20 protein-coding genes are annotated in these 19,627 nt (G+C 69.7%); 6 read left to right on the top strand and 14 right to left on the bottom strand.

What is annotated here, in order from left to right; genetic code table 11:
- Positions 1-118: 118 nt before the first annotated feature.
- Positions 119-2,008 (top strand): methyl-accepting chemotaxis protein, encoded by a 1,890-nt coding sequence (locus tag AC0IWM_RS05015; RefSeq protein WP_471753345.1) that lies wholly within the window; start codon positions 119-121, stop codon positions 2,006-2,008.
- 48 nt (positions 2,009-2,056) lie between these two features.
- Here AC0IWM_RS05015 and AC0IWM_RS05010 read toward each other — a convergent pair whose 3' ends face one another.
- Both AC0IWM_RS05010 and AC0IWM_RS05005 read right to left on the bottom strand, forming a co-directional pair.
- Entirely contained in the window at positions 2,057-2,680 is a 624-nt protein-coding gene (locus tag AC0IWM_RS05010; protein WP_471753344.1) for a carboxymuconolactone decarboxylase family protein, read from the bottom strand.
- A gap of 35 nt (positions 2,681-2,715) precedes the next feature.
- The gene (locus AC0IWM_RS05005) at positions 2,716-4,161 is read right to left on the bottom strand and encodes a short-chain fatty acid transporter (protein ID WP_471753343.1); all 1,446 of its coding nucleotides are present in this window, start codon (positions 4,159-4,161) and stop codon (positions 2,716-2,718) included.
- Between the two features lie 236 nt (positions 4,162-4,397).
- Between AC0IWM_RS05005 and AC0IWM_RS05000 the strand changes: the two genes are divergently transcribed.
- Entirely contained in the window at positions 4,398-4,709 is a 312-nt protein-coding gene (locus AC0IWM_RS05000; protein WP_471753342.1) for a hypothetical protein, read from the top strand.
- A 72-nt stretch (positions 4,710-4,781) separates the two neighbouring features.
- On the opposite strand, the gene clpB is transcribed toward AC0IWM_RS05000, so the two are convergent.
- On the bottom strand, positions 4,782-7,412 hold the full coding sequence (clpB, locus tag AC0IWM_RS04995) for an ATP-dependent chaperone ClpB (protein ID WP_471753341.1): 2,631 nt from the start codon (positions 7,410-7,412) through the stop codon (positions 4,782-4,784).
- A gap of 228 nt (positions 7,413-7,640) precedes the next feature.
- Between clpB and AC0IWM_RS04990 the strand changes: the two genes are divergently transcribed.
- The gene (locus AC0IWM_RS04990; RefSeq protein WP_471753340.1) at positions 7,641-8,423 is read left to right on the top strand and encodes an MOSC domain-containing protein; all 783 of its coding nucleotides are present in this window, start codon (positions 7,641-7,643) and stop codon (positions 8,421-8,423) included.
- A 388-nt stretch (positions 8,424-8,811) separates the two neighbouring features.
- Here the strand turns inward: AC0IWM_RS04990 and AC0IWM_RS04985 are convergent, their stop codons facing one another.
- From AC0IWM_RS04985 to AC0IWM_RS04975, 3 genes are all read right to left on the bottom strand, one after another.
- Positions 8,812-9,324: a DUF3060 domain-containing protein gene (locus tag AC0IWM_RS04985; RefSeq protein ID WP_471753339.1), complete on the bottom strand. Its 513-nt coding sequence runs from the start codon at positions 9,322-9,324 to the stop codon at positions 8,812-8,814.
- Between the two features lie 133 nt (positions 9,325-9,457).
- Positions 9,458-9,733: a hypothetical protein gene (locus AC0IWM_RS04980; protein ID WP_471753338.1), complete on the bottom strand. Its 276-nt coding sequence runs from the start codon at positions 9,731-9,733 to the stop codon at positions 9,458-9,460.
- A gap of 195 nt (positions 9,734-9,928) precedes the next feature.
- The gene (locus AC0IWM_RS04975; protein WP_471753337.1) at positions 9,929-10,138 is read right to left on the bottom strand and encodes a hypothetical protein; all 210 of its coding nucleotides are present in this window, start codon (positions 10,136-10,138) and stop codon (positions 9,929-9,931) included.
- 237 nt (positions 10,139-10,375) lie between these two features.
- On the opposite strand from AC0IWM_RS04975, the gene argB reads away from it, so the two are divergent.
- A complete protein-coding gene (argB, locus tag AC0IWM_RS04970; RefSeq protein WP_056466552.1) occupies positions 10,376-11,272 on the top strand; it encodes an acetylglutamate kinase in 897 nt (298 codons plus the stop codon).
- 13 nt (positions 11,273-11,285) lie between these two features.
- Here the strand turns inward: argB and AC0IWM_RS04965 are convergent, their stop codons facing one another.
- Genes AC0IWM_RS04965 through AC0IWM_RS04950 form a run of 4 tightly spaced genes read right to left on the bottom strand, consistent with a single transcriptional unit; the run spans position 11,286 to position 14,777 of the window.
- The gene (locus AC0IWM_RS04965; protein WP_471753336.1) at positions 11,286-12,983 is read right to left on the bottom strand and encodes a SpoIIE family protein phosphatase; all 1,698 of its coding nucleotides are present in this window, start codon (positions 12,981-12,983) and stop codon (positions 11,286-11,288) included.
- Positions 12,980-13,843 carry a GGDEF domain-containing protein gene (locus AC0IWM_RS04960; protein ID WP_471753335.1) on the bottom strand — a complete coding sequence of 288 codons (864 nt, stop codon included), beginning with the start codon at positions 13,841-13,843 and terminating at the stop codon, positions 12,980-12,982. Before AC0IWM_RS04960 ends, AC0IWM_RS04965 begins: the two co-directional genes overlap by 4 nt.
- Positions 13,840-14,226: a DUF1987 domain-containing protein gene (locus AC0IWM_RS04955; RefSeq protein WP_471753334.1), complete on the bottom strand. Its 387-nt coding sequence runs from the start codon at positions 14,224-14,226 to the stop codon at positions 13,840-13,842. The genes AC0IWM_RS04960 and AC0IWM_RS04955 overlap by 4 nt, the downstream gene beginning before the upstream one ends.
- A 14-nt stretch (positions 14,227-14,240) precedes the next feature.
- On the bottom strand, positions 14,241-14,777 hold the full coding sequence (locus AC0IWM_RS04950) for a SiaB family protein kinase (protein ID WP_243214334.1): 537 nt from the start codon (positions 14,775-14,777) through the stop codon (positions 14,241-14,243).
- 424 nt (positions 14,778-15,201) lie between these two features.
- Between AC0IWM_RS04950 and AC0IWM_RS04945 the strand changes: the two genes are divergently transcribed.
- Both AC0IWM_RS04945 and AC0IWM_RS04940 read left to right on the top strand, forming a co-directional pair.
- Positions 15,202-15,930 (top strand): pyrimidine 5'-nucleotidase, encoded by a 729-nt coding sequence (locus AC0IWM_RS04945; protein WP_471753333.1) that lies wholly within the window; start codon positions 15,202-15,204, stop codon positions 15,928-15,930.
- Positions 15,927-16,349 carry a metallopeptidase family protein gene (locus tag AC0IWM_RS04940; RefSeq protein WP_471753332.1) on the top strand — a complete coding sequence of 141 codons (423 nt, stop codon included), beginning with the start codon at positions 15,927-15,929 and terminating at the stop codon, positions 16,347-16,349. The genes AC0IWM_RS04945 and AC0IWM_RS04940 overlap by 4 nt, the downstream gene beginning before the upstream one ends.
- A 5-nt stretch (positions 16,350-16,354) precedes the next feature.
- Here AC0IWM_RS04940 and AC0IWM_RS04935 read toward each other — a convergent pair whose 3' ends face one another.
- From AC0IWM_RS04935 to AC0IWM_RS04920, 4 genes are all read right to left on the bottom strand, one after another.
- Positions 16,355-17,593 carry a peptide ABC transporter permease gene (locus AC0IWM_RS04935; protein ID WP_471753331.1) on the bottom strand — a complete coding sequence of 413 codons (1,239 nt, stop codon included), beginning with the start codon at positions 17,591-17,593 and terminating at the stop codon, positions 16,355-16,357.
- Positions 17,594-17,724: 131 nt separating this feature from the next.
- A complete protein-coding gene (locus tag AC0IWM_RS04930) occupies positions 17,725-18,252 on the bottom strand; it encodes a DUF2937 family protein (RefSeq protein WP_471753330.1) in 528 nt (175 codons plus the stop codon).
- Positions 18,253-18,319: 67 nt separating this feature from the next.
- Entirely contained in the window at positions 18,320-18,607 is a 288-nt protein-coding gene (locus AC0IWM_RS04925; protein ID WP_471753329.1) for a hypothetical protein, read from the bottom strand.
- Positions 18,608-18,612: 5 nt separating this feature from the next.
- Positions 18,613-19,614 (bottom strand): WD40 repeat domain-containing protein, encoded by a 1,002-nt coding sequence (locus tag AC0IWM_RS04920; RefSeq protein ID WP_471753328.1) that lies wholly within the window; start codon positions 19,612-19,614, stop codon positions 18,613-18,615.
- Between the last annotated feature and the right edge of the window lie 13 nt (positions 19,615-19,627).

Raw genomic sequence — 19,627 nt, 5'->3', positions numbered from 1 at the left:
GACGGATCTCTATGGATCATTCGGACGATGGACACGGTCTAATCTCGTTTCGCAACTGTCCGGGGGCGAGCTGATGCTGTCTCGAGGACTTTCAGAACTGCGATTCGAGCGCGGTTCCATGGTTTCGGCGCTGGCGCTCCACGCCGACAAGCTCGGACCGAATCTCAGTGAGATCGCGGCCCGCCGCAAGGTCAGCGACGACGCATTCCCCGTCGCCCTGGAGCGCCTTTCGGCTCAGGAAGGCCTCGATACGCGCCAGTTCGCCGAACGCTTCAAGGCGCTGCAGCAGGTTCGCAAGGAGGTCGATACCAATCTCGCTCTGCCGGTGGCGGCGCGCGAACCAGGCCTCACCAAGCGGGTCAACGACGCGACCGGCAACCTGATCGCCGCGATCGAAGGACTCCTGGCCGCGACCGAGGCGCAGATCCGCCAGCTGGATTCGAGTTTCTCCAACCTGCTGCGTGTGCGGGAACTCGGCTGGTCGGCCCGGACATTGGCTGGCAACACCAACCTCATCGTCAACGACGTGCTGGCTCAGAACCGCGCGATCACGGCGAAGGACGTCCAAGACTACACCGTCCTGAGCCGCCAGACCGAGTTCGCCTTCGGCATCGTGGAATCCATAGTCGAGAGCATGCCGGCCTCGGAGGCGCTGAAAGGCGCCATCCGGAAGGCTCGTGACGGCTACTTCAGCGGCGCCTTCCCTGCCCGCAACCAGGCCCTCATCACCACGCTGGCGGACACCACGCTGCCGCGGCCGACCCTCGCGGAATCGCGTGCGCAATCGACACCCGCGATCGACCTGATCATGGCGATTCCCCTCGCCGCCGTGAACCAGCTCGATGCCACGGCGACCGAGGCGGCGGTGAAGGCCAGGACGGGTGCGATGACGCAGGTCGCGGTCCTGACCTTCGCCCTCGTGCTGGGCGTCGCCAGCATGATCTGGGTCGTGCGCGGCGTGACACGCCCCATCGAGCGCATGACCGGCGCGATGCGCCGTCTCGCCGACGGAGAAGCGATCTCCGAAGTTCCCTATGCCGGGCGTCGGGACGAACTCGGCGCGATGGCGGGCGCGGTGCAGGTATTCCGGGACAATCTGCTCCGGACCCGGCAATTCGAGGACGAGGCGGCCCTGGCACGGGCCTCGGCCGAAGGCCAGCGCCGGGCCGGCATGCAGCAGGTGGTGGACGGCTTCGAGGCGACGGTGGGCGGCATCGTCGGCAGCGTGTCGGCGGCGGCCGGCGCCCTGCACGGGACGGCGCGCGGCATGAGCTCGGCCGCAGGCCAGACCGCCGCCCAATCCTCCGGCGCGGCCGCGGCCGCCATCCAGGCCGCCACCAACGTCACCACCGTGGCGGCCGCGGCCGAGGAGCTCGGCTCGTCGGTCCAGGAGATCGGACGGCGGGTCTCGGAATCGGCCATCCTGGCGCAGGCGGCGGTGACAGAGGCGACGGCGACCGCCGATCTGGTGCGGAACCTGGCGGATGCCGCCAGCCGCATCGGCGACGTGGTGGCGCTCATCTCCAGCATCGCGGGCCAGACCAACCTCCTGGCGCTCAACGCCACCATCGAGGCGGCCCGGGCCGGCGAGGCGGGGCGCGGCTTCGCGGTGGTCGCCGCCGAGGTCAAGGAACTCGCCAACCAGACCGCGCGGGCCACCGACGAGATCAGCGCTCAGATCGGCCAGATCCAAGCTTCCACCGGCCAAGCCGTGGGGGCCATCGGCGGGATCGGAGCGCGCATCCGGGAGATTTCCGGGGTCGCGACCTCGATCGCGGCGGCGGTGGAGGAGCAGGAGGCGGCCACGCAGGAGATCGTGCGCAACGTCGCCCAGGCCGCCACCGGGACGGATGCGGTGACGACGAACGTGGCGGACGTGGCGCGCACGGCGGAGGAGACCGGAATGGCGGCGACCCAGGTGCTGACCTCGGCCTCGGACCTCACGCGCCAAGCCGAGCATCTGAACGCCGAGGTGCTGCGCTTCCTCGCGACCGTCCGCGCCGCCTGAAGCGCGACGGACGACCAGCCTGCAGCCGCCTCCCGTGAGGTGGCTTCCTCAGGGGACCAGGGGCGGCAGCTGCGGCGCCGCCCCGCCCGGCAGGGCGGTCCGGGCCATGTTCATGCTCATGGCGAGCAGCGTGTAGTAGCCGTTGATCCCTGCCATCTCGATGGCGCCCTGCTCGCCGAAGGTCTGGACCGCCCGCGCGTAGGTGGTGTCGCTCACACCCTTGTTGTGGTGCAGCTCCGTCGAGAACGCGTAGACCAGCGCCTCCTCCGGTCCCATCGCATCCGGCCGCCGGCCTTCCTGGATCGCCGTGACGATGGCCGGATCGAGGCCGGCCTTCAGGGCGATCGGCGCGTGGATGTGCCACTCGAGCTGCTGCGTCCATTCCCGGGCGGTGATCAGGATGATGAACTCGCTCAGCCGCAGGGGCAGCACGCTGCGGTAGCGCAGGTGCAGCCCCATGTTGCTGGCGTTGGTCATCAGCTCGGGACTGCGCAGGAGCGGCACGAACGGACCGAAGACCGGCGTCTTTCGTGCCGCGAGGAAAGCCTCGGAGGCGGTCTTCTGCTCCGGGCTGAGGGCATCGGCCGGAATCGGCGGCAGGCGGTCTTGGGCCAAGGCGGACAGGCTCCCGAAGAGAAGAATCGACAGGACCGGCAGGACGGCGACGCGCATGGGTTTTCTGCTCCGATCCGACTTCCGGCCGCCGCCTACGGCATCACCGGCGGGTGGTAGGTCAGCGTGAAGGCCAGCGCCCAGAGCAGGAAAAGCACGACGGGCAGATGGATGAGGAGTTGCAGGAAGCTGAACCCGACGATGTCCCGCGCCTTCAGGCCGAGGATGCCCAGCAGCGGCAGCATCCAGAACGGATTGATGAGGTTCGGCAGCGCCTCGGCTGCGTTGTAGACCATCACGGCCCAGCCGAGGTGGACCTGGAGCTCGTTGGCCGCCTGCATCACGTAGGGCGCCTCGAGCAGCCACTTGCCGCCGCCCGACGGCACGAAGAAGCCGAGCACCGCCGAGTAGACGCCCATCGAGATCGGGAAGCTGCCCGTGGTGTTCAGGCTGACGAAGGCGTGGGTGATCACCTCGGAGACCGAGATCCCGGCCGCGTTCTTCGGCCCGGTCAGCATCGCGCTGATGGCCGCGTAGAGGGGGAACTGGATGAGGATGCCGGCCGTGGCCGGCACCGCCTTGGCCACCGCCACGAGGAAGCGCTTGGGGCGCCAGTGGAGCAGCAGACCGAGGGTGATGAACAGGAGGTTGTAGGTGTTCAGGTTCGAGATCGCGGTGATCCAGGATTGCCGCGCAAACTCTTGGTAGATCCAGGCGCCGGCGATCAACACGAGGAGGATCGTCAGGATCGGCGAATGCTCCAGCCACTCGCCGGGCTGTTCGGGCCGGCCGAGATCGGGCTTTTCACGGTCGACGTTCACGCCGAGATCCTCGGCCGTCATCGCGGTGTTCGCGCGCGGCGCGGAGGCGTAGGCGATGATCACCGACATCACGAACAGGATCGCGGCGATGAGCATCGACTGCCACAGGAAGATGGTCTCGCTGAAGGGGATCACGCCGGTGATCGGCAGGAGCGACTTCGGCAGGCTCGCGGGGTTCGCCTGGAGCTGGGCCGCCGAGGAGCTCAAGCCCATCGCCCAGGTGGCGCCGAGGCCGAGATAGGCCGCCGCCCCCGCAGCACGGTAATCCATGCGGAGCTCCGAGCGGCGGGCGAGCGCGCGGGCGAGCAGGCCGCCGAAGATCAGGCTCAGGCCCCAGCTCAGGAACGAGGATAGCATGGTGGCGGCGGCGACGAAGCCGACGGCGCCGCGACCGGTCTTCGGGATGCTCGCCAGCCGGTCGATCAGCGCCTGGACCGGGGGCGCCGTGGCCACCACGTAGCCGCCGATGGTCACGAAGGCCATCTGCATGGTGAAGGGGATCAGGCTCCAGAACCCGTCGCCGAAACTCTTGGCGATGGCCGGCGCCGGGGCGCCGTTGGCCAGTGCGCCCAGCGCCACGATGACCACCGCGATGGCCACGAAGATGAAGGCGTCGGGAAACCACTTCTCGGCCCAGGCGGTGAAGCGGATGCCCGCCCGCGACAGGGCACCGTCCGTCGCGGCCGGATCAGCGCTGCGCTGCGGCGTAGGTGTCGACATCGGAAAGTCCTGGGAACGAGGAACGTGGCCTTGGGGGCCGCATTCTCCGCAAATGCCGAGTCTGCTCAAGACGTATTCGCGCCGGTGCACAGCCTTGGTGAGGAAGGTTCCGCGCGAATGTCAGGGCCGCCGCTTCAGGCTTCCTTGATGGTTCCGCGCGTAGGCTGGACGAAATTCTCGCGTGGGAGACGGTGTCCGTGGCCGAAATCTCGAAGTTCCGGGACCTCGATACGAGGATGGCGGAACGGCGTCACGCCGGTGTGAAGGTGCGCGACCTGACCCGTCCGGACCGGGGCCGGACGGATTTCGAGAAGCCGTTCCTGTCGCCGCTCGGCTGGCTCATCGCCGTCATCCTCAACATCGCCCTGGTGCTGATCATCGGCCTCAGCGCCGTGCTGGTGCCGCCCCTGATGGCCTGCCGCGAGCAGAGCGCCCGCGGCTTCTTCGCCGGAGACACCTTCCAGGCCTGCGCCGGACGCGGCATCTCGGCCCGGTTCCAGGATCTCGACGGCCGCATCCGCAAACTGGTCCTGCGTTCCGGACAGTGACCGCCTGACACGACGAGGCCCGCGACGGCGGTTGCCGTCACGGGCCCGATCCCGCCTCCCCGGCACCGCGCCTCAGTTGAGCGTGGCGGTCTGCGGACGGCGCTCGGTGCTGAGGCCGGACTTTCCGACCTTCAGGCCCAGGGGACCGACCTCCACCGGCACCGCCTCCCCATCGTGGATCAGCCCCGACAGGAGTTGCTCGGCCAGCCGGTCCTGCACGGCCTTCTGGATCACCCGCTTCAGGGGGCGTGCCCCGTAGGCCGGGTCGTAGCCCTTGTCGGCGAGCCAGTCGCGGGCTTCCGGCTCGACGTCGAGGGTGATCTTGCGCTCGTCGAGGAGCTTCTGCAGGCGCTTCAGTTGGATGTCGACGATCGCCCCCATCTCCGACCGCTTCAGACGGTGGAACAGGATGATCTCGTCGATCCGGTTGAGAAACTCGGGCCGGAAGTGGCTGCGCACCACCCCCATCACCTCCTCGCGCACGGCATCGGTGTCATCGCCCTCGCCCTGGTTGACGAGGTATTCCGAGCCGAGGTTCGAGGTCATGATCAGGAGCGTGTTGCGGAAGTCCACCGTCCGACCCTGTCCGTCGGTCAGCCGCCCGTCGTCGAGCACCTGCAGCAGGACGTTGAAAACGTCCGGATGCGCCTTCTCGATCTCGTCGAACAGCACGACCTGGTAGGGCCGGCGCCGGACCGCCTCCGTCAGCGCCCCGCCTTCTTCGTAGCCGACATAGCCCGGGGGCGCGCCGATGAGCCGGGCCACGGAGTGCTTCTCCATGTATTCCGACATGTCGAGGCGCACGAGGGCGGTGTCGTCGTCGAAGAGGAAGCCGGCCAGGGCCTTGGTCAGCTCGGTCTTGCCCACACCCGTGGGGCCCAGGAAGATGAACGAGCCGATCGGCCGGTTCGGGTCCTGGAGACCGGCGCGCGCCCGGCGCACGGCGGTCGCCACCGCCTCCACCGCCTCGCGCTGCCCGACCACGCGCTCACCCAGGGCCGTCTCCATGGCCAGGAGCTTGTCGCGCTCGCCCTCCAGCATCTTGTCGACGGGAACCCCGGTCCAGCGCGAGACGACGCCCGCGATGTGAGCCGGCGTCACGGCCTCCTCGACCATGCCGTCGCGGACGACGGTGCTCTCGGCCTGCGCCTCGATCTCGGCGAGTTGACGCTCCAGGCCCGGGATAACCCCGTAGGCGAGTTCGCCCGCGCGCTGGTACTGGCCCTGGCGCTGTGCCGAGGCGAGCTCGTTTCGGGCCTCGTCGAGCTTCTTCTTAAGGTCGGCGGCGGCCCCGAGCTTGTCCTTCTCGGCCTTCCAGCGCGAGGTGATCGCGGCGGACTGCTCCTCGAGGTCGGCCAGTTCCTTCTCCAGCCGCACCAGGCGGTCGCGGGAGGCGGAATCGGTCTCCTTCTTCAGGGCCTCGCCCTCGATCTTCAGGCGCACGATCTCGCGGTCGACGTTGTCGAGCTCTTCCGGCTTCGAATCGACCTGCATGCGCAGGCGCGATCCGGCCTCGTCCATCAGGTCGATGGCCTTGTCCGGCAGGAAGCGGTCGGTGATGTAGCGGTTCGACAGGGTCGCGGCCGCCACCAGCGCCGCATCCTGGATGCGCACGCCGTGGTGCTGCTCGTACTTCTCCTTGATCCCGCGCAGGATCGAGACCGTGTCCTCGACGGTGGGCTCGGACACGAAGACGGGCTGGAAGCGCCGGGCAAGCGCCGCGTCCTTCTCCACGTGCTTGCGGAACTCGTCGAGGGTGGTCGCGCCGACGCAGTGCAACTCGCCGCGGGCCAGCGCGGGTTTCAGGAGGTTGGAGGCGTCCATCGCCCCGTCCGCCTTGCCGGCCCCGACCAGGGTGTGCATCTCGTCGATGAACAGGATGATGCCGCCCTCGGCCGCCGTGACCTCGGAGAGCACGCCCTTCAGACGCTCCTCGAACTCGCCGCGATACTTCGCGCCCGCGATCAGCGCGCCCATGTCGAGGGCGAGCAGGCTCTTTTCACGAAGCGATTCCGGCACGTCGCCGTCGACGATGCGCAGGGCCAGGCCCTCGACGATGGCGGTCTTGCCGACGCCGGGCTCGCCGATGAGAACGGGGTTGTTCTTGGTGCGCCGGGACAGGACCTGGATGGTGCGGCGAATCTCCTCGTCGCGGCCGATCACCGGGTCGAGCTTGCCTTCGCGCGCCGCTTCCGTGAGGTCGCGGGCATATTTCTTCAGAGCGTCGTAGGCGTTCTCGGCCGTGGCGTTGTCGGCGGTACGGCCCTTGCGGAGGGCATTGATCGCGCCGTTGAGCGAGGCCGCGGTGACGCCCGCCGCCGCCAGCGCGCGGCCGGCCTCGGTGTCCTTCTCCACGGCAAGGGCGAGGAGCAGACGCTCCACGGTGACGTAGCTGTCGCCGGCCTTCTCGGCGGCCTTCTCGGCGGTGTCGAACAGGCGAACGAGTTCGCGCGTCGCCTGCGGCTGGGACGCGTTGCCGGATACCTTCGGCTGCTTGGCGAGCCAGGCCTCGGTCTGCGCGAGGGCGACCCGCGACTGGCCGCCGGCCCGGTCGATCAGACCGGCGCAGAGGCCCTCGGGATCGTCGAGCAACACCTTGAGGATGTGGCCCGGCTGGAATTGTGGATGGCCCTCGCGCATCGCGAGGCTCTGCGCCGCCTGGACGAAGCCGCGGGCGCGCTCGGTATAGATCTCGAAATTCATCTGTGTCCCACCTCCCCGTGTCGGCTCGACCCGCTGCCCGCTCCACGCGGCACGGCCGGTCGCCGAAACGTCGCCCCCACGGCCGCTGCCGCTGGAGACCCCGGCGCCACCTGGCCGCCGGTAATCGGGATGTGGTGTTGCATATCGGCACCACAAGGGTGCGAGGCAACGGAATGCGGGCGCGGCGAAGCCTTGCGCGCGGATGCATTTCAGGGCCACGCTCGGCGCATGACCGACGCGCCAAGCCTCCACCTCGACGCCCTCTACCGATACCCCGTGAAGGGGCTCTCGCCCGAGCCGATGGCATACGCGACCCTCGCGGCGGGAGATTACTTTCCCGGCGACCGATTGTTCGCCGTGGAGAACGGATCCTCGGGCTTCGACCCGGCGGCACCGGTGCACCAGCCGAAGATCAAGTTCCTGATGCTGATGCGCGACGAGGCGCTGGCGCAGCTCGACACGCGCTACGACCCCGAGGACGGCACGCTGACGATCCGCCAGGGCGGCAGGGTCGCGGCGCGCGGCGACCTCGCCCGACCGGAGGGACGCGAGGCGATCGAGGCCTTCCTCACCGGCTACATGCCCGGGTCGCTGCGCGGAGCCGCGCGGGTTCTCACGGCGCCCGCCGGATACCGGTTCACGGATTCGCCGCGCGGTTTCGTCTCGCTCCTCAACCTCGCCAGCGTCGCGGCCGTCGAGACCATGACCGGCGCGGCGGTTGACCCGCTCCGATTCCGGGCGAACCTCCACATCACGGGTCTCGCTCCTTGGGCCGAACTCGACCTCGTCGACCGCACACTCACCGCGCCGGGGGGCGTGCGCCTGCGCATCCACAAGCGCACGCAGCGCTGCGCGGCGACGAATGTCGATCCGGTCACGGGCCAGCGCGACCTCGCGATCCCGCGCACGCTCTCGCAGCATCTCGGCCATACCGATTGCGGCGTCTACGCGGAGGTGTTGGCGGGCGGGACACTCCGGCCCAGCGACACGATCCGGATCGAGGCTGCCTAGCGGGACCATGCCGCGAAGTCGGCGTCGAGCCGGATCCCGTGACGGCATTGCCTGAGTCTCGGAGGAGCTCGGCTTCAGACCATCACGTCGGCGGACACGGGAGTCGACGCAGAAATGCGGTCCCGTCACGCCTTCGGCCCCGCCCGGGAGCTCGGCCAAAGCCCGCAGACAGCGCGGGCCGGAACGTCGTATCAGCCGTCGATGACCGGTGCGGGCGGTCGTGCGGGGGCCGTCACGTCCCGCTCCCTCCGCCATGTGAGCCAGCCACGGAGGGGATACCCCCGTGCTCGCGGAAGAAAGCGCGTCCGGAGCCCCTCCGATCCGGCGAGGGACGGGAGGCCGGAAAGGCTCGGAACCCGCCGGCTCGTCGGCCGCCCCGATGCGCGACTTACGGCTTCCTCTTGATGGTGTTCTTGATGCCCGAGGCCTGGACCTCCGGGTTGGGAGCCCCCTCGCTGCGCGTCCATTCCACCGCGTGGTTCGCGCCCTGCACGGTGAAGCGGGTGGGGCCTGCCAGCACCAGGGAGACGTGGTTCTGTGCGCCCGAGACGTCGAGCGTGCCGGGGCTGTCTGCGCCGCCCAAGGTCGCCGTGACGCTGTTCTGGGCGATACTGACGGTCACGTCTTGGGTGCGGCCTCCCGTGACACGGTTGTCGGCGCCGGAGACGGCCACGGCCGCCCCCTCCTCGAAGCTCACCGTGTGCTTCGAGCCATGCACCGTGATGAGGCCGCACCGACCGGTCAGGACGATCGCGTTCTCGGCCCCGTAGATCCCGACATCCTTGCCCCCGCAATCGAGGTCGCGGCCGATCCCGACCCCCTCGATGGTGAGGGTCTCGGCGCCAGCGAGGGTTGGCTGGACCAGCGCGGCGGCGAGGACCAATGTCAGGAAACGTGGCATGAAGGCATCCGGCAACGATGATCGGACGCCGAAGAGACCAGACGGACGCAACCCCGTCAAACCGTTGCACGAGCCGGTTGCGGCCGGGCCGACGGCCGGTCCGTCGCGCGGCGACTCGACCCGATCCGATGCGTCACAATCCGTCGCGGACCACCAGCACGATCGCGGCGGCGTAGCCGGCGCGGCGCAGGTGGCGCAGGTCGGCGTGGCGGCGCTCGCAGGTGACCTTGAGGTAGCGGTTCTCGCCCCCGGCCAGGCCGGTGGAGGCCGCCGCGACCTGCCCGTGCATCAGGCAATCCATCGGGGTGCGAGCGGGGGCGACGATGACGTCGAGGGCGGTGTCGCGCGAGCAATCCTTGGCGAGGAGCGTCGCGGCGCAGACGAGGGCGACGGAGAGCAATTCGGACATGACGGACCCCTTGTTCGAGATGGCGAAAAAGGTCCGCGGTGTGGCTCCGGCGTTCGAGCGGCCGCGTGATCGTTGCCTTGGTGTTTCCCCGCATCGTTGTTGTTGACGAGAGCCAAGCACGGCGTGTGCCAGCGTCGTTTCTTGCTGTGGAAGCCGATCGGCTTCCGGCGGAGATCGGTCCGCCGGCGGCGCGGTTCAGCGGCGGGTCTGCAGCCAGTGCGGCTCGGGCTCGGAGCGCGGAAGAACGGCTGCGACGGCGTCGAGGTCGACGGTGAAGTGGTCGGTCAGGAGCCGCCAGACCTCGGAGGGCGAGGCGGCCTGGGCGCCGAGCCGGTCGACCGCACTGGCGATGTGGTGCGGGCTCAGCAGGGTGGGACGCGGAAGGAACGGATCGGCATTGGGCATGGTGCAAAATCCCGGGCGGTGGGCCGATCATGATTCGTCAACCTTAAGGAACACTTACCAGGGTGCGGTTGCATCCGGCCGGTTCGCCTCCCCGCAGCCGTCAGCCCGGCCGGGTCGGACGAAACCCGGCATGCCCGCCGAAATTCGTCCTCGGGCTGCTTCGCAGCGTCGCCTTGCTGCGCTAGAAGCCCCGCGTCGCGCGCGGTGCCCGACGCGCCATCGAGGACGAGCCCCACGATGAAAGAACCGCTGCCCAACGTCCATGTGCGCGCCGAGGTCCTGGTTCAGGCGCTGCCGCACATGCAGCGCTACGACCAGGAGATCGTGGTCATCAAGTATGGCGGCCATGCCATGGGCGACCGCGCGGCGGCGGAGGATTTCGCCGAGGATATCGTGCTCCTGGAGCAGTCCGGCCTCAAGCCGATCGTGGTCCATGGCGGCGGTCCGCAGATCGGGCGGATGCTCGGCAGGCTCGGGATCGAATCGGAGTTCCGCGGCGGCCTGCGCGTCACCGACGAGGCCACCGTCGAGGTGGTCGAGATGGTGCTGGCCGGCTCGATCAACAAGCAGATCGTCGGCTGGATCTCGGCCGAGGGCGGACGTGCCGTCGGCCTCTGCGGCAAGGACGGCAACATGGTGCGGGCCCGCAAAGCCACCCGCACCGTCATCGATCCCGAGAGCCAGACCGAGCAGGAGGTCGATCTCGGCCTCGTCGGCGAGCCCGAGCATGTCGAGCGCGGCGTGCTCGACGCCGTGCTGAAGGCCGAGCTGATCCCGGTCCTGGCGCCAGTGGCCTTCGGTGCCGACGGGCAGACCTACAACGTCAATGCCGACACCTTCGCGGGTGCGATCGCGGGGGCTCTGCGGGCCAAGCGCCTGCTTCTGCTCACCGACGTCCCGGGCGTGCTCGACAAGGACAAGAAGCTCATCCCGGAGCTGTCGATCGACGATTGTCGCCGGCTGATCGCAGACGGCACCATCACGGGCGGCATGATCCCCAAGGTGGAGACCTGCATCTACGCCCTGGAGCAGGGCGTCGAGGCGGTGGTCATCCTCGACGGCAAGGTCAGCCACGCGGTGCTGCTGGAGCTGTTCACCGATTACGGTGCCGGCACCCTGATCCGCCGGGGCTGAACCGGCCCCGCGCTCAGGTCGCGCGGGGCCGGAAGGCCACCAGGGTCATGTCGTCCCGCCGGCTCTCGCCGCCACGGTAGTCGGCGAGCGCCGCGTCGAGGATCGTCACCTGCTCCGAGAGGGGCGCCGCCTGGTGATTGCCCAGGATCTGGGTCACGCCGCGATGGCCGAGGAGGCGGCGGGCCGGCCCGGGGCCGCCCATCTGATCGGTGATGCCGTCGGTCATGAGGTAGAGGGTCATGCCGGACGTGACGCGCAGGCGGCTCTCCTCGACGGCGAAGCGCTCGCCCGGACGCTGCGGATAGCCGAGGCCGCGCTTGCTCCCTCGGATGCGGGTCACCGCCGCGCCGTCGATGGTGGTCAGCGCCGTGCCGGCGCCGGCGAAGCGGATCTCGGACGCGACCGGGTCCCAAATGCAGAGACCGCAATCGAGGCCGTCATCGGATTCCGCGCCGCGTCCATCCTGGCGCAGCCGGGTCCGGACCATGCCGTCGAGAGCCTCCAGGATCGCGGCCGGGTCGCGCAGGCCGCGCTCGTGGATCAGCCGATCGAGGGCGGTGGCGACGATGAGGGTGAGGAAGGCGCCCGGCACCCCGTGCCCGGTGCAGTCGGCGACCAGCAGGATGCCGAGACCGTCGATCTCCTCGAGCCAGAAGTAGTCGCCACCCACCATGTGCAGCGGCTCCCAGAGCACCGCAACCTCGAGGCCGCTGCCGTCGAGGGCGGAGCGCTCGGGCAGCACCGAACTCTGGATGCGGCGGGCATAGCCGATGCTCTCCATCACGAGGTGGTTGGCGTCCTCCAGCTTCCGGTGTGCCTGTTCCAGTTGCTGCAGCAGGTACCTGGCCTCGTCGCCGGAGCGCAGGCCGTCGACCATGCGGTTGAAGGCCTGTGAGATGACGTCGATCTCGTTGCTTGCGCGGAACGCCCCATCCAGTTCCACCGGCACCCAGCGCTTGTGCTCGACTTCGCGCATGGCGAGCAGCAGGCGCTTCAGAGGACCCAGCACGTGGCGGCGCACGTTGGCGTGCAGGGTCAGCACGAAGGCGAGCATCAGGATCAGGCTGGTCACGACGGCGAGCACCGCCTGCTTCTCGGCATTGCCGCGCAGGGCTTCGGCGGAGATCGACAGGGTCAGCCGTCCCACGGGCGCCCCACCCGGGGCGCCGGCGAGGTCGGCCCGGGCGGTGATCTCCTCGAAAGAGCGCCCGCGCCGCGCCTCGCCAAGGGAGATCAATACGTTGCCGGCGGCATCGCGCAGGGTGGCGGCACGGAACGCAGGATCCAGGGTCAGCGCCTCCATCGGCCGGCGATAGACCTGCGGGCTGGCGCTCCAGTCGGGGCCGGCGATGGCCTTGGCGGTCAGGGACGCCATGAGGTCGGCGCGCTCGGTGTAGAGGTGGAGCTGATCGCGGTAATTCACCCAGGCGATGCCGATCTGGGTGACCAGCACGACGACCGCGATGACGGGGTAGATCCGCAGGAAGAGAGTGTGGGCGAGGCTGTCGAGGTCGCGCCCCTGGGCCGAGCCCCGCAGGGCACCGGGACGCATCGACCCCGGCTCGGCGGTGGGCACGTCGACGAAGCCGGCGGCCTTGAGGAAATCGCTGCTGCGTCGAGGACCGGCCCCACGCAGGGAACCGCCCCGCGGGCGCGCGGACGCAGCGGGCCGGGACCCTGCGGCTTCGATCTTTGCGGCCTCGGCATTCATCGGCGGGTCGCACCTCCAGGAGCATCGGGCGTGCCGGACCTGAGCGCGACGCGGTTGCGGCCGCCGTCCTTGGCCGCGTAGAGGGACGCGTCGGCCCGCTGCATCGCGGCCTCCAGGCTCTCCCCAGGCTGAGCCTGGGCGACGCCGATGCTCACGGTGATCCGCATGGCGGCATCCATCGTCGGCACCGGTGTTGCGGCGACGGCCTCGCGCAGGCGCTCGGCGAAGGCGAAGCCCGCCTCCAGGCCCGTGTCCGACAGCACGATGGCGAATTCCTCCCCGCCGGTGCGGCCGATGAAGTCGAGGGTGCGCAAGCTGGCCCGGCAGGTCGCCACGAAGGATTCCAGCGCGGCGTCGCCCGCGGCGTGGCCGAAACTGTCGTTGAGGAGCTTGAAGCGGTCGAGGTCGAGCATGAGGATGCAGACCGGGGCGCCGCTGCGGCCGTGGCGCAGCCATTCGCGCGCCGCGACCTCCATGAAGCGGCGACGCGCCAGGGCGCCGGTCAGGTCGTCGATGTCGGCGAGGCGCCGCAACTCGGCCTCCAGGCGGGTCCGGTGCTCGATTTCGCTCGACAGGGCAGCATTGAGGGCCTGGAGGTCACGACGCTGCTCGGCGAGGCAATGGTTCGCCTTCTGAAGGTCGAGCTGCATCCGGTCGCTCATCCGCACCAACCGCCGCTGCTCGCGGTAGCCCCGGCGATAGGCGTCGGCCAGCGCCTGAACACCGCCGGCCACGTCTGAGAGGCCCGAGAGCATCGCCTCGGTACGGGTCAGCACCGCCTCCTCGGCGTCGTACAGACTGAAGGAATCGGGCGTCGATTCGGCGGCGCCGGCGGTGACGGCCCTGATCGCGCGGGTCATGCCGCCGCCCTCACCATCTCGAAGCGCGCATGGGAGAAGTCGGCCGCGAAGTCCTCGCCCGCCTCCTCGATGGTCTCGTCGCCGTCGGCGAAGCGCCAGCGCACCGTCACCGTGCGCCCCTGCTCGGCCGCGTCCTCCAGGGGCATGAACAGGTTCATCAGCGCCTTGGCGCTCGACGAGTTGAAGTAGGCGAGACCGACCTCGAACACGATCGGCGGTCCCGATGCCTGCATCAGGTAGGTGCGCAGGGCCTGGAGCAGGGGGCCGAAGAAGGCGGCCGCATCCTCGGGGTAGGATTCGCCCTGCAGGGACAGGTGCCCGGTCGCGAAGTCGAAATCGACCTGCGGCGAGCGGTCCGTGGCGGCAAGCTGGATTCGGTCCATCGATGGTCGGCCCGTCAGATATAGGCTTTGAGGCAGAAGAAGCTGCGCCCGGCGCCGAGGTCTTGGAAGTCGAACTCGACGGGTGCGCTGGAGCGCCGGGCGATCTCGATCAGGCCGATGCTGCCGCCGAGGCTGCCCTCGTCCGGCGGCTGGCGCAGCTTCTCGCGGTAGTAGGCCTTCAGTTCGTCGCTGCTGAGGCTCGCGATGTGGTCGAGGCGGGCGCGCAACGGCTGCACGTCGGATCCGGGCAGCTCGTTGCCGCAGACGACGTAGAAGCGCCCGCCCTCCATGCCGACGACGATGACGCCGTTGCTGATCAGGCCCGCCTCCGGGCCTGCCGGCTTCACGACCTTGTCCGCCGAGTAGCGGATGACGTTCTGGGCCTGCTCGACGAAGATCGCGAAGACGCGCTTGGCCACCGACGCGTCGGTCTCGCCCTGCCTCATGCGCAGCTTGAGTACTTCGCCGAGGGAGAACATCACGTTCTCGGAGATGTCGCCACCGAAGGAGAGGATCACACCCTGCCGTCTGGAGGCGTCGAAGAAGTTCATGAAATCGCGAGCAAGCAATGCAATTTCTCCCGCCACACGGGGCCGGCAGCAGACTTCGATGTCGCGCAATACCGTCATGATCGAATAGCCGGGCGTTCGTATATGTCAGGTTAAATTGGCACCTGTGCCACGTCTTTCCGCTCACAAGCAAAATAGCGCCGCGCTTTCGAATAGGCTGCCTATTTAGATTCCAAATCGGCCTGATTTTGCCTAAACCCCGATCATTCTACCGCTGATCGTCGCAGGGATGGCGCGACTGGCGGGCCAATCGGACGACCGGCTGAACGGCCGGAACGACGGGGATGCTTGCGGGATGCCCAAGGCCATGCTCTGAAAAGCAAGCGCCCCGCTTCCCTTCGCGGTACCCGGTCCCCATCTCGAACGGCCGGGCTTCGCGGCCCATCCAGAACCACATCGACACACCTTGTTCCTGCCCGGCGAAACTCACTTCACCACCGCCCAATCCCGCGGCTTTCGCCACGTCGACACCTGGGTGTTCGATCTCGACAACACGCTGTATCCGAGCGATGCCCGCGTCTGGCCGCAGGTGGACGAGCGCATCACCCTCTTCGTGATGCGCCTCTACGGGCTCGACGGGCTCTCGGCCCGGGCCCTGCAGAAGTACTTCTATCATCGCTACGGGACGACCCTGAAGGCGCTGATGGTGGAGGCCGCGATCGACCCACACGACTTCCTCGACTTCGCCCACGACATCGACCACTCGTCGATCCGCCTCGACCCGGCGCTGGGCGACGCCATCGAGCGCCTTCCGGGCCGCAAGCTCATCCTCACCAACGGATCGCGCCGGCACGCCGAGAACGTGGCGGCCAAGCTCGGCATCCTCGATCACTTCGAGGACGTGTTCGACATCGCCGACGCCGACTTCATCCCCAAGCCCGAGCGCTCCACCTACGAGCGCTTCCTCAAGCGACACGGGGTGGAGCCGCGCCGGGCGGCGTTGTTCGAGGACATCGCCCGCAACCTCATCGTGCCGCACGACATCGGCATGTCCACCGTGCTGGTGGTCCCGCCGACCATCGATCCGTTCCGCGAGGCCTTCGAGCAGGAGGCGGTGCGCGAACCGCATATCGACCACATCACCAGCGACCTCGCCGGCTTCCTGGCGAAGCGCGTGCTGCCGGAATTCGCATGAGCGGCGGGACCGTGCCGGACTGGACCTCGGCCCGGGCGCCGGACCTCGGCACGATCGAGGACTTGGCGCACGCGGCGTTCGCCAACCTCCCCCTGGCGTTCCGCAATCTCTGCGCCGGCCTGGTGATCCACGTCGAGGACTTCCCCGACGAGGAGACCCTGCGCGAGATGGACTGCGAGAGCCCGTTCGATCTCCTGGGCCTGTTCCGCGGCATCGGTCTCGCCCAGAGCGGCGAGTTGGCGACCGGTCAGATGCCGAACCAGGTCTGGCTCTACCGCCGCCCCCTGCTCGACGACTGGGCCGAGCACGACGAGACCCTCGGGCACCTCGTCACGCATGTCCTGGTCCACGAGATCGGTCACCATTTCGGGCTGTCCGACGCCGACATGGAGGCGATCGAGGCGGCCGCGGACGCCTGAGGCGCTCAGGCCTTCCGGATGGAGGCAAGCAGGCTGGCCTTCGGCCGGCGGGTGCGGAACTGCCCGCGCTCGACCGCGACGAAGACCAGGACGGCGAGGGCCAGTGTGGTGAGCCACCACATCACCGTCATCCCGACGCCGATGCAGGCGATGAGGAAGGCCGAGGCAAAGGCTCCCATCGCACCCGGCACCAGCACGGACGCCTCGCGGCCCGCCCGCCGGATCGCGGCGTGCAGGGCGAACGCGGCGGCGAAGGCTCCCACCAGGCCGAGTTCGTACCAGAGCTCGAACAGCAGGGTGCGCGGCGCATTCATCGGCAGCAGATTGACGTAGCGCCCGCGCAGGGCCGTCTCGAGGCCGTGCCCGGTGACGAGCCGCAGGGGCTCGCTGGTGACGATGGTCTGCCAGGCCTTGAGGCTGAGAACGCCGGGCGCACGGCCGCCGAACACCGTGGCGCCGATCGGCCGGGCGACGAAGGGCAGGATCGGACCCAGCACCAGCAGGGCGGCCGCCGTGACCCCGAGGAGCCGCGGCGCCAGGACCGGCCGGAACGCAGCGAGCGCGAAGGCGACGGCGCCCACCGCCAGGGCGACCAGGGTGGTCGGCCCGGGGGAGACGAGGAGCGCGACCGACACTAACAGCGCGACCCCGAGGGCCTCGCCGTTGCGCCCGCGCGACCGGAGCCAGGACACGGCCGGCCAGAGAAACAGGACGAGGAGGATCAGGCCTCGATCCAGGATCGCGTCCTCGTCGGCGCCGAGCAGGCCCTGGCCGAACGGCCCCTGCCCCGTGAGTCCGAGGCCGATGGCGAAGACGGCCGCCGCCGCCACGCCCACCGGCAGGAGGTAGAGGTTGGCCGAGCGCATGCGGTCCGGCAGGGCGAGATAGGCGGCCATGATCATCAGCAGCGTGGCGATCACGTTCAGCAGCCGCTCGGTGGCGAGGCTGAGGAACGGCGTCCAGACCAGCGACAGCGCCGACCACAGGATCACGAGGCAGCCGGCCAGGAAGGCGGACGAGCGCAACAGGCGGGAAGAGGCCGGCCGGACCGGGCGGGCCCGGCCGTCGATGGCACTCGCCAGGAGCAGCAGCGCGATGGCGATCGGCGCCAGGATGACCACGGCCCTCCTGGCGACCTGGGCGGCCACCGGGATGATCACGAACAGGCCGATGAACCCGATGCGGCGCAGCAGGGCCGCGGCATCGAGGGCTGGATCGACCGAAGTGGAGGGAGCGCGCGCCATGGGTTCGATGGAGGCCGTGAAACGGCGCCAGGATGAGGCCCGTGCGCTAACGACCAGACCCTAGTGCAGCCGCGGGGGCCAAGCTGTAGACGCAGCGCAACAGTCGCGCCCTCGCGGGCGGACCGGGCACCTCACGCCGGCCGGGTCACGGGCCGGCGGTTGCGGCCCGCGATCAGGCGCCGGACGAAATCGGCAAGGATGCGCCAGCCAGCCCAGGTGGCGAGGAAGCCGACGAGGCCCGCGGTCAGGCCGTCGGCGGTGGTCGGGATGGCGGGGGCGTAATCCTGATAGGTGGCCCGCGCGAGGGAGAGGTCGGGATCGCGCATCAGCGCGACGACGCGGCCGAGGGGGCCGCCGGCCTCCGCGAGTTCCTCCCGCTGGCGATCCAGGGCGGCGAGACGCGCGATGTCCTGTCGGGCCGCCTCGCCGCGGCGGGCGACGAGCGGGTCGCCGTCGCCGCGCAGGCGCGCCACCGCATCGTCGCGGCTGCGCCCGGTGGCGCTGGCATCGGCCTCGAAGCCGGAGACCACCCGGTGCAACTCGTCCAGCGTGCCGCCGAGGCGCTGAGCGTATTGCTGGGCAAATTCCGGAGCCTGCGCCGCAATGGCGCCGCCGAGGAGTCCGAGGGCGAGCCCCAGGGTGCGTAGGACACGAAACACCGGCCTCTCCGCGTGGGTGACGGTGTGGGACAAGGGTGCGACGGCACGGCAGGTTCCGGGCGGACGCTCAAGGTTCCGACGGAGCCCCCTCCCCCGCGAGGCCCGCGACGATATCGGCCTCGGTGACCTCGGGCATGGGCCGCGCGACCTTCACGGCCCGGGTCGGGCGCCCGGGCGCCAGGATCAGGATGACGGTCTCGGTGCCCGGGCAGGCCGGATCGGCGCAGACGATCTCGCTCGCCTTGACGACGACGGGGTCCGCGAGCCCGCCGTGGCGGCGGACCCAGGCGACGATCGCCTCTCGGGCGCCCTGGTCGGCCGGAGGCCGGCGGGTACCGAAGCCGAACAGCGCCATCGCTGTCAGGCCGGCAGGGTGAGGATGCCGGCCTGCCCGTCGGCGCAGCCGAAGGCGAGGCGACTGCCGCGTCCGTCCCAGGCCAGGGCCGAGATGCCGCTGCCCTTGACCGCGTGGCGCACCAGCAGTTCCGAAGCGTCGGAGAAGCGAACGAGCAGGATGCACCCGTCCTCGTAGCCGATGGCCAGCACCAGGGCCTTGGGATGGAACGCCACCCGCGAGACCCGGGCGGGGCGCACGCCGCATTCCCGCGGCGCCTTGCCGGTGGGACCTTCCTTGGAATCGAACGGCCACACGATGGCGGCCTCCGCGCCGCTGGTGGCGAGCCAGTGGCCGTCGCCCGACCAGGAGACCGAGCGAACCTTGGCGGGATAGCCCGACATCCGCATGTGGCCGCGATCGGGCTGGAGGCGCCAGCCATGCAGGGAATTCTCCTGCATCGTCGTCACCACGAACCGGCCGTCGGGCGACCAGGTCACGTCGATATGCGAGCCCTTCCACTCGACGAAGTCGGGAGCGGTGTCGAGATTGGGATACCAGAGGGTGGCGCCGTTGTAGTGCGCGACCGCGAGGCGGTAGCCCTTGGGCGCGAAGGCGAGGCCGCGGGCCGTGGAGGGCGCCGCGAAGGTCTTTTCCCGTCCCTTGGCGTCGCGGGCGACGACGTTGCGCCCGGCCGCATAGGCGAGGCCGCCCTCGGGATGCAGGGCGAGGGCGTCGATCCAGGCGCCGTTCTTGGCGGTCGCGACCTCGACGACGTCGCCCGTGTCCGAGGTCACGACGACCCGGCCATCGTCGCCGCCGGTCACGAGGCGGCGCCCGTCGCCGGCCGCCACGAGGATGCCCGCCTCCGGGTGGACCTCGACCCGGCGGGTCTCGGCACCGGAGGCCAGGAGCACACCTCCGTCCCCGAGGGCGAGGGCGAGAGTGTCCTTCAGCCACACCGTGGCGGTGACATGGGCGCCGGCCGCGACCGGCGTCACGTGATCGAGAAGGGAGGGGGCACTCATCGCAGCGGATCTC

It is taken from the genome of Methylobacterium sp. AC433 (genome assembly GCF_979253015.1).
Note: the sequence above shows the minus strand (reverse complement) of the source record. Positions and strands in the feature narration are given on the sequence as shown.